At 52.7% G+C, this 9,658-nt stretch carries 9 protein-coding genes and 1 pseudogene; 7 read left to right on the forward strand and 3 right to left on the reverse strand.

Features of this window, described 5'->3' with window-relative positions:
- Positions 1-141, reverse strand: a pseudogene (locus tag PN477_RS03355) (photosystem II D2 protein (photosystem q(a) protein)); the annotation flags it as partial.
- Between the two features lie 348 nt (positions 142-489).
- Between PN477_RS03355 and PN477_RS03360 the strand changes: the two are divergent.
- The 5 genes from PN477_RS03360 to PN477_RS03380 all read left to right on the forward strand — a co-directional run bounded on the left by PN477_RS03360 (position 490) and on the right by PN477_RS03380 (position 4,114).
- A complete protein-coding gene (locus tag PN477_RS03360; protein WP_272121589.1) occupies positions 490-762 on the forward strand; it encodes a hypothetical protein in 273 nt (90 codons plus the stop codon).
- The gene (locus PN477_RS03365) at positions 759-1,439 is read left to right on the forward strand and encodes an energy-coupling factor ABC transporter ATP-binding protein (RefSeq protein WP_272121592.1); all 681 of its coding nucleotides are present in this window, start codon (positions 759-761) and stop codon (positions 1,437-1,439) included. The genes PN477_RS03360 and PN477_RS03365 overlap by 4 nt, the downstream gene beginning before the upstream one ends.
- 79 nt (positions 1,440-1,518) lie before the next feature.
- Positions 1,519-2,544 (forward strand): ABC transporter ATP-binding protein, encoded by a 1,026-nt coding sequence (locus tag PN477_RS03370; RefSeq protein WP_272121594.1) that lies wholly within the window; start codon positions 1,519-1,521, stop codon positions 2,542-2,544.
- Between the two features lie 96 nt (positions 2,545-2,640).
- Complete coding sequence (locus tag PN477_RS03375; RefSeq protein WP_272121596.1) at positions 2,641-3,519, forward strand: ABC transporter permease; 879 nt, start codon at positions 2,641-2,643, stop codon at positions 3,517-3,519.
- 91 nt (positions 3,520-3,610) lie between these two features.
- Positions 3,611-4,114 carry a DUF427 domain-containing protein gene (locus PN477_RS03380; protein WP_417158744.1) on the forward strand — a complete coding sequence of 168 codons (504 nt, stop codon included), beginning with the start codon at positions 3,611-3,613 and terminating at the stop codon, positions 4,112-4,114.
- Between the two features lie 101 nt (positions 4,115-4,215).
- On the opposite strand, the gene PN477_RS03385 is transcribed toward PN477_RS03380, so the two are convergent.
- A complete protein-coding gene (locus PN477_RS03385) occupies positions 4,216-5,841 on the reverse strand; it encodes an iron uptake porin (protein ID WP_272121600.1) in 1,626 nt (541 codons plus the stop codon).
- Positions 5,842-6,271: 430 nt separating this feature from the next.
- Here PN477_RS03385 and PN477_RS03390 point away from each other — a divergent pair, with 430 nt between their 5' ends.
- Positions 6,272-7,423, forward strand: coding sequence for a HetZ-related protein 2 (locus PN477_RS03390; RefSeq protein ID WP_272121602.1), 1,152 nt, complete (start codon positions 6,272-6,274; stop codon positions 7,421-7,423).
- A 257-nt stretch (positions 7,424-7,680) separates the two neighbouring features.
- Here PN477_RS03390 and lipB read toward each other — a convergent pair whose 3' ends face one another.
- The gene (lipB, locus tag PN477_RS03395; protein ID WP_272121604.1) at positions 7,681-8,352 is read right to left on the reverse strand and encodes a lipoyl(octanoyl) transferase LipB; all 672 of its coding nucleotides are present in this window, start codon (positions 8,350-8,352) and stop codon (positions 7,681-7,683) included.
- Between the two features lie 423 nt (positions 8,353-8,775).
- On the opposite strand from lipB, the gene hpf reads away from it, so the two are divergent.
- Entirely contained in the window at positions 8,776-9,402 is a 627-nt protein-coding gene (gene hpf, locus PN477_RS03400) for a ribosome hibernation-promoting factor, HPF/YfiA family (RefSeq protein WP_272121606.1), read from the forward strand.
- Positions 9,403-9,658 lie beyond the last annotated feature (256 nt).

Raw genomic sequence — 9,658 nt, forward strand, 5'->3', positions numbered from 1 at the left:
CCAACCGCCCAGGGCCATGTAGGCGCAGGGGAACAGTAGCAAACCAGACCATCCGATGAAGACGAAGCGATCGCGCTTGAGCCAGTCATCCACTGAGTCAAACCAGCCTCGCTCTTGTGTTCTTCCAACAGCTATGGTCATTTCGATTAAAATCTCCGAAAAGTAAACAGACAAGTTCCCCCTAGGGGAGAACGTTGAGAAAATGTAATAAGGGCAGCACAGAGTATATCTGCACCTAGGATCAAGAAAATTTACGTTTCTTCACTTAATTATAATAAATCATCCGTTTTTTGCACGGCTATTCTCAGAATTAAACAAAACCTTAAGATATTGGGGATCACATTGATCAGGTCGTGTTTGAGAATGGACGGTGTTGATCCTAATGGGTGCAGGGGGTTCAGGGCAAGCTGGGGATCGACTTGTGGGAACCAAGATTCCCGCCATGTTCGATAATGGTTCTGGTAAGCCTGTAGTATCCCCATTTTTTTCATGTTCAGCATTGACGTAATTCTGAAGTATTCGCCGATCCCTGTTGCCGTGCAACGCAAGGAAAAAGACGCAGCCCATGGGGTCTATCACCAGATTCGCGAAGCGATGCAAGCGAATCCGCCCTATCCGATTGAACTGTCCTGTGAAAAGCAACCGGATAAGTTGGTGACGATTATGAGCGACCAAGTGAGTGCTGTGATGGTGGCAGAAAAGACGGCCGGATCAACGGGTCGGGTGACGGGCTTTTTGGGCATTGGGAGTGAGGGCAGTTGAGGGAGGTCACCTCACAGGGACAAGAGCCAGCGATCGCAGTTAATCAGGTCAATTTTGGCTGGCGATCGCAGCATCCGATCTTGCAGGATTGTTCCTTGAGCATTCCTCGCGGTGAATTTTGGATGTTGTTGGGGACGAACGGCAGCGGTAAGTCTACGCTGCTGAAGCTTCTGGCTGGACTCTTAACCCCCCAAGCGGGCGCGATCGCCGTACAGCAACCCGTGGGCTTTGTGTTTCAAAACCCCGATCATCAATTGGTGATGCCGACGGTGGGGGCAGATGTGGCCTTTGGTTTGGTCAGTGAGCGCCTGTCGGAGGCGGAGGTGGTGACGCGGGTGCGGGAGGCCTTGGCAGCGGTTAACCTGCTGGAGTTTCAACGCCGCCCGATCTACGCCCTCAGTGGGGGACAAAAGCAGCGAATTGCGATCGCCGGTGCGATCGCCCGCCATTGCGAAGTGCTGATTCTCGATGAACCCACCGCCCTCCTTGATCCAGACACGCAAATTGAACTGGTGCAGCAGGTGCGGCAACTGGTGAACAATCGGGGCTTAACCGCCCTATGGGTTACCCATCGTCTCAATGAGTTGGACTATTGCGATGGGGCGGTGCTGCTGCAACAGGGGCGAATTGTGGATCAAGGCGATCCCCAACGGCTCAAGCAGGCGTTAATGCATTAGCTGCGATCGCCCCCCTTCGCCTTCACAATCCGTAACGTTTTAGAATGGAAGACATGAAAACCCTGTCACTCGTGAAGCTATGACTGCTGCTGTTGTCATCGACCATCTCCAAAAACGCTACGGCGACACCGAGGCGGTTAAAGATATTTCATTCACCGTCGAGCGGGGGGAGATTTTCGGACTCCTCGGCCCCAACGGTGCGGGCAAAACCACCACAATCCGCTGCCTCTGTACGCTGGCTAAACCCGACGCAGGGCGGATTGAAGTCTGCGGGGTGTCTGTCATTGACCAACCCCGCCAAGCCCGACGACGCTTGGGCTACGTTGCCCAGGAAGTGGCCCTCGATAAGGTGCTGACTGGGCGCGAACTGCTCGAACTCCAAGCCGCCCTCTACCATCTTCCCCGCTCCACCGCCCAAGAACGGATCGCCCAACTGATCGAACTCCTCGCTCTCACACCCTATGCGGATCAGAAAACGGGAACCTATTCCGGGGGATTACGCCGTCGGTTGGATTTAGCGGCGGGCTTACTGCATCGGCCGGAGTTGTTGGTATTGGATGAGCCAACGGTGGGCCTTGATATTGAAAGCCGCTTGATTGTCTGGGAGTTTTTGCGACAGTTGCGAGATGCCGGGACAACAGTATTAATGACGAGCCATTACCTCGAAGAAATCGATGCCTTGGCGGATCGGTTGGCAATCATTGACGGGGGGAAGGTGTTGGCGGAGGGGACGGCTTCTGAGTTAAAGGATCGCGTCGGGGGCGATCGCGTTACCCTCCGGATTCGGGAATTTGCCACCGATGCCGAAGCCGCCCAAGCCCAAGGGACATTACAGGATTTAGCCTTTGTGGAAAGCGTGATCATCAACACCGCCCAAGGCAATTCCCTCAATTTGGTTGTGCAACGCAACTGCAACCCCCTTACCCAAATTGAAAAAACCCTCAGCGAGATCGGCTTGCCCACCTTTAGCCTCGCTCAATCGCGCCCCAGCTTAGATGATGTTTATCTCGCGGCCACGGGTCGCACGCTAATGGATGCCGAATTGGCCGCCGCCAGTTCACGGGATCTCAAAAAAGAGAAAAAACAGGCCATGAAAGCGTCCTAACCCCAATCAGGCAAGGGGCTTTAGCCCCTTGTTTTCCAAGGTATCGACCTGATTTAGACTCGCGATCAAGACTTACGCATTTCGGAGCAATTCACTATGAGTCAATCCATCTCACCGTCCCCGTTTAATCTCGCGCCCACGGCGGCAGACGCACCGGAACCGAGCGCGATCGCCGAATTTAGCCAAGAAACCCTCGCCCTCACGAAACGTTTATTCATCCAACTGCAACGCCGCCCCTCCACGCTAATGGCGGGGGTGATTCAGCCGTTGATGTGGCTTGTTTTGTTTGGCGCACTGTTCTACAATGCGCCGCAAAATCTCTTTGGCGATGATGTGAATTATGGGCAGTTCCTCGCGCCGGGGGTAATCGTCTTTACGGCGTTTTCCGGGGCATTGAATGCGGGCTTACCCGTCATGTTTGACCGCGAATTTGGCTTTCTCAATCGGCTCCTCGTCGCGCCCCTATCCTCGCGCTATTCCATCGTGGCAGCCTCGACGATCTACATTATCAGCCTCGCTTTTTTGCAAACGGCGGTGATTGTGGGGGCGAGTGCGGTTTTGGGAGCGGGGATGCCGAGTTTGTTGGGACTCGGTGCGATCGCGCTCATCGTCTTCTTAATCGTCCTGGGGGTAACGGCCCTGAGCTTAGGCCTCGCCTTCGCCCTGCCCGGTCACATTGAACTGATCGCCGTTATTTTCGTCACCAACTTGCCCCTACTCTTCGCCAGTACCGCCCTCGCCCCCCTGTCGTTCATGGCTCCGTGGCTCAAGTGGATCGCGGCGCTGAATCCCCTCACCTACGCGATCGAGCCGATTCGGTATCTCTATTTCAATAGTGATTGGTCGCTGGGGAGTGTGGTGATGGCTGCCCCCTGGGGTGAGATGAATTTTGCAGTGATGTTGGCGGTGTTGCTCGGTTTTGATGCGATCGCCCTCCTCCTGATTCAGCCCCTCCTCCGTCGTCGCTTTGCCTAACGCCTCGGCTGAAACTCTTTACACTAGACAGCAGTGATCCAGATGCGATCGCTGCTGTTTTCATTTCATCCTGTTTAGTCCTGAATCAATGATGTTTTCTCCTCGTCCCCAACGCATCGAACCCCAACCCGGCCAAGAATCCGTCTGGGACTATCCCCGACCTGCGATCGCGCAACCCAGCACCAAACATATTCAAGTGATCTGCAACGGTGTGGCGATCGCCGACAGCCGCAACACGATCCGCGTTTTGGAAACCAGCCACCCCCCGGCGTATTACATCCCGATCGCGGATATACAAATGCAATATTTCAGCCTCACTCCCCATCATTCCCTCTGTGAATGGAAAGGCGTGGCGAACTACTACACGATCACCGTCGGTGATACCGTCTTGCCCAATGTCGCTTGGCAATACCCCGAACCAACCGAAAGTTTCAACGCCATTCGGGATGCGATCGCCCTCTATCCCAGCCGGATGGAAGCCTGCTACGTCGATGGCGAAAAAGCCCAAGCCCAAGCCGGAGATTTTTACGGCGGCTGGATCACCTCCGACATTGTCGGCCCCTTCAAAGGTGGCAGCGGCACTTGGGGCTGGTAAGCCGTCCTAATCCATCAACAACAGAAAAGGGAACTGCAAAAGCGGTTCCCTTTTCTTATTACTGATCCTTCAGAATCATGTTGAGAGCGTCATACCTCAGCTTAGAAGCTGAAGATCGTCCGCAGCACAGCCGCGTACATCGTGTCGTTAGATTCACGACCTTCGGGGTTGAAGACAGCGAAGAACGCCGGAGCCAACTGAATATTGTCCGTAACATCGAAGCGATATTCAATATTCGCCATCAACGCAGAGGAATCATCATCAGGCGTTGCGCCTTGAACACGAGCAGCCGTGGGCAACTGACCAAAGCCAAGACGTAACACATCAGCTTCTTGGAAGAGGTCGGGGAAAGACACGTTGAACGCCCAGTTCCAGATATTTGCTGATTCACCTTTATTAATCAGATAAGGACCAGTCGCGGAGCCCACTTCAGCGAACGCTTCAGTGTAGCCCAACCAACCACTCACATTGATGCTGTCGCTCACATCATAGGAAGCAGAGAGGTGGTAGTGGTTTGCCGAAGTTGCTGTATCAGCAAACGGCGTAATTGCTTTGCTGGTGCCTGCGCTGCTGAGGGCAACCTCGCCACCCGGAGCAAAGGTACGAGCATAACCCAATGCCAATTGCAGCTTATCGAAGTCGGCGTTTAACTGAATCGGCAGGGCAATGTTACCGCCGAACAGCCCGCGAGTCGCGTTGTTGGCTTGGGCACTGAAGAACCCAACGTCAATGCCGAAGGTGTCATTGATCATGTAGTTGGCGGCAACCGCAGCAGTTCCCGTCCCGTGGGTATCGTGGAACGCGGTGTTGTAGGCATTCCCGATGGGCACATCGTCGTAGGAGTAAGGAGCGGTGCTGCCAGCATCAAAGATGTCGTCAATAAAGGCACCTCGCGCCACGACATGCAACATTAGCTTGTCATTAGCAGGAAAGCGATACCACACTTTGTCAACGTTGACGGTATTATCTTCATTACCATATGCGTTCAAGCTCGCGTTGGCCGTTCCCAGGTTACCGCCAGAGAAAGATCCATTTAGGGCATTACTGGTATCAAGGCGAGTTCGTAAGCGGTCTTTACCCGTGAAGCTGGTGTCGAAGGCTAACCGAGCACGGTAGTTGAACGTCAGTTCATCGTTTACTGGCAAGCCAGCCGTGCCGCCCCAGGGTACACCGAGCGTCCAGACAACTTGACCGGCGAGTTTGGTGGTGGTGGAGAATTGGTTGTCTTCGAGGAAGGCAACGCGGGATTCAAGGTTATCAACACGAGTGCCGAGCATGGCGAGTTCAGCTTCAAACTCTTCCATGAGGCGGCTCATGGTTTCGAGGTCTTCTTTGGTGGCGAAATCGGCGGTGGTTTCTGCGATGAGACGCTCGATTTGTTGAAGACAAGCATTCAAACCTGCGGCAAACTCGTAGCGGGAGAGAGCGCGGTTACCCCGGTAGGTTCCGTTGGGATACCCCTTGAGACAGTCGTAGCGGCGCACAAGGTCATCGAGGGCTTGGAATGCCCAGTCACCGGGGGAAACATCGCTGAATTGAGATGCACCGGTCAGGCCTTGGCCCATGGAGCTGGTGCCTTCAGCACTGTAGGCTTCAATTTGTTGCAACAGGTCGTTCGCAGAAGTTTCGCTGCTGAAGCTTTGAGCCAGAGCATCACCGGAAACTAACAGGGCTGCACTGAGCGCAGCCGGAGTAACGAATAAGGCTTTTTTCAAATTCTTGGACATTGACTTTCCTCACACTATGGCCGTGGAATACACGATGGTTAACGTGCTTGAGAGCTTTAGTTATACCAACTAATCGTGACTTGCAGCTTTACAACTTTAAAGATATGCAATTTAGCGATTAGGTCGATGGAACTTGAGCATGAGTAATAGGACTCATATGGGCTAGATGTTAATTATTATGTTGAAGTCTGTCAAGCTAAACGTAAGTTTTTCTTGACGTTCCTTGGATTGGTTGCTGGGTTTTGGTTGGGGGGAAGTGGTGGCGATCGCAGGCCTCGTCATGATTTTGCGGGGAGCAGGGACGGCAGGGGAACCCCCGGAAAGAATGTCTGATCAGTCTGATCAGTCTGAAGACCGTGATTTAAGATCTAGGGTGAGGGCTGGTGATTATCTCGCAGGTTAAATGAGTATAAGTACTGATAATCTTGACATGACACAGGACACAGTGGCAATGGAGTGGGTTGAAGGCTTGGTGGATCATTGGCGATCGCATCTGGAGGCTGAACACCCGGCACTGCGCCTGGCCAAACGTCAGAGCATTGTGCAGTGGCTGCTGGGCGATGATGTGGATCGCCTGTTAGAACTGGATGCCACCTACCGACGGATTACGGCCCAATCGATGGACTATCGCTATCGGATTCTCTGTCAGCGATATTTAAACAAAAGTCCGGGCAAAGCGTATCAAAACCTGATTCAACGGTTAGGGTCGTTGATGGTGGTGCGCAACAAAATTCGTACCTGGGTTGCCTTGAGTCGCGATCGCCATCGTGCTGTTGCGGATGTGTTGCAGGAGGTGATTCAGGAAATGCTCAACAGCGATCGCTACCTGCAAACCTCCATTGCGTTCATTGCCCAATGCACCCCGGAGCCAACGTTACGCAACGCCCTACTGTTGGCCAGCATCGAAGAATATTGCATGCGCCCGATCCGTAATCAACCGTTGCTGGTGTATCGGTTTGTCAATTATCTACGGCGATCGCAGCGGGGGGGAATGACCCAAGTGCCCCAAGCCGAACGGATTAAGATGATTTCCGAAGAGATCAGCCTCGATGAGGGGGAATCCTCCGTGAGTCTGTTTGATACGGAGGCGGTGAGTGATTATCAGACGGCGCAGGAATGGGAAGAGCAGCAGGTGATGCGCCAGGCGGTGCAACAGGAATTTGAAGACTATCTTCGCGAGCATGTTGAACCCTTGGCGGTGGACTGGTTGCGGCTCTATTTACAGGGCAATTCCCAAGAAGCGATCGCCCAAGACCTGCAACTTCCCGTTAAACAGATTTATCGACTCCGGGAAAAAGTCAGCTACCATGCCGTGAAAATTTTTGCCCTCAAAGGCCGTCCGGAATTAGTGGCTAATTGGCTGCAAGTGTCTATCCATGACCATAATCTCGGTTTAACGTCCTCTCAATGGCAACGGTTTTGGGACGAATTAACCCCACAACAGCAGCAACTGGTCGCCAAGCTCAAAATGTCCGAACCCATCGAAAACATTGCCAACGATCTGAACCTCAAGAAATCCCAAGTCATGTCAGAGTGGGGCAAAGTCTACCAAAAGGCCCAAGAGCAACGCACCGTGGACTAGCGTTGTTCAGCTTATTCTCTGGCCGTGAACCCCTTAGAGGTTGTCTAAAAAGTGTCTTGAATAGAGAGGCAAGGGGCTTAAGCCCCTTGTTTCCATTGAGTGAGGCTCATGATTTGGATCTGAGTTTAACTTTTCAAACAGCCTCTTAGGCGGAGGTGAAAAGGTTGTGAAAGTATGGCCCCGCGATCGCAATCAAGCCGGATCGCAATCGATCTAGATGAATCGAGGGTAACTCCCCCGATCGCTCCCCAAGGGCTTCAGACTACGGGTAAACCCACCTGGGGCAGAAGGCGACAGTGAAAAATCTGCTCAAAGGCTAGGATCACCTGGGCCCGCACCTGCGCCATGGTCACCTCCGGCACAAACTGCACTAACGATCCCACGGCGCGATCGCGAATCCCACAGGGCACAATCTGCTCAAACCCCGCTAAATCGGGGCAGACATTGAGGGCAAACCCATGCATCGTGATCCACCGCTTCACCTTAATCCCGATCGCTGCCACCTTCACCCCCTCCACCCAAACCCCCGTTAACCCCGGAACCCGCTCCCCCTGCACCCCAAAAGCGGCCAAGGTTTGAATGATCACCGCCTCCAATTGGCGCAAATACCAATGGAGATCCGGCTGATGGCGACAGAGGTTCACAATGGGATAGCCCACCAACTGCCCCGGACAATGGTAGGTCACTTCGCCGCCGCGTTCGGTGCGATGCAACGCAGCAGGGCTGTGGGCTGGGTCAAACTTGAGATGGTCTAAGGTGCTGCCGGTTCCGAGGGTATAGACCGGCGGATGTTCGACTAAGAGGAGGACATCGGCAAGGGCAGGATTGTCTAAGCGGGCTTTGAGGAGCGATCGCTGCCATTGCCAAACCGTCTGATACTCCAAACAATCCAGTAGGTAGAGGTAACAACCGGGTAACGAGTCCGTCATAAGCGTGGAGATGGAACCGGCATTTTGTCAAGGACTATCACAGGATGCAAAGGATGGTAAAGAGAAGTCAAGAGGTTACGTTCTCCAGAATACAAAGTGCTAGGGTAAAAGTATAGAGATCAATGATTAAGGAGTAAGCCAGAGTCACCCTTAAGGAGATTGAATCATGGTTGCAAAGTTCAGTTCAATCGTGATGATGAGGTTAGCCTCTCATGAGCATCGTTCCACTCATTCATCCTTAAACGTTGGCACAGTAGCAGCAAAAGAGGTCAAGACATCACAACCCCTCGGATGATCCTGTTACGTCACGACTGTTGATCGGAACGCCTGTATAAGTTTTTACTGTCGTCCATCTAGTCCATATTTACATTTAATTTACTAGACTGGTTCGACTTCCATCCTACACAATGGAGTAGTTCAAATATGAAGCTTTTAATCCAGGGCAATAATATTACTGTTACGGATTCGATTCGTGATTATGTGCAACAAAAGCTGGAGAAAGCTGTCAAACATTTTCAAGGTATCACCACTACGATTGATGTGCATCTTTCCGTAGCGCGTAATCCCCGCATCAGCAACAGTCACTCCGCAGAGGTGACGGTTCATGCGAATGGGACGGTGATCCGTGCGCAAGAAAACAGCGCCGATTTGTATGCCAGCATTGACCTTGTTGCAGATAAGATCACGCGGCAGCTTCGCAAGTATAAAGAGAAGCACCTGCATAAAACTCAATCCCAGCCGAAAACAGCAGTTCGCCTTGATGAGCAGGTTTTAACAGAAGACCTGATTGGCGATCGCGCTCCGGAACTGCCGGCAGAAGTGGTGCGGATGAAGTACTTTGCGATGCCGCCCATGTCCGTTGAAAATGCCCTGCATCAGCTTCAATTGGTTGATCACGACTTCTATGTGTTTCTCAATGAGGAAAGCAATGAAATTAATGTGATCTACAGTCGAAATCATGGCGGGTTTGGGGTGATTTCGCCCCGCAATGGTAACCATGCTAGTAATGGCAAAACCCCCGCTGATTCCGCAGCCCAGATCAACGCATAACCTGGCATCGGACGAGTGACCGAGTCCAAATTCAGAGCCAGAGAAAAGAGTGAGCCATGGCTCACTCTTTTCTCTGGTCATGTTACACGGTTCATATTGCATGAGTAGCCCCAGAGCTGGTTGACTGACAAAATTAGCCAGATCCCGGAAAGCCCTCACCCTAGCCCTCTCCCTAGGGGCTACTGCTTATACACAAACTGCTCTTAACGATGTTCACCTTCTCTCGATCCCCCCTAGCCCCCCTTAAAAAGGGGGG

The organism is Spirulina subsalsa CS-330 (assembly GCF_028330765.1).
Classification (GTDB): Bacteria; Cyanobacteriota; Cyanobacteriia; order Cyanobacteriales; family Spirulinaceae; genus Spirulina; species Spirulina subsalsa_A.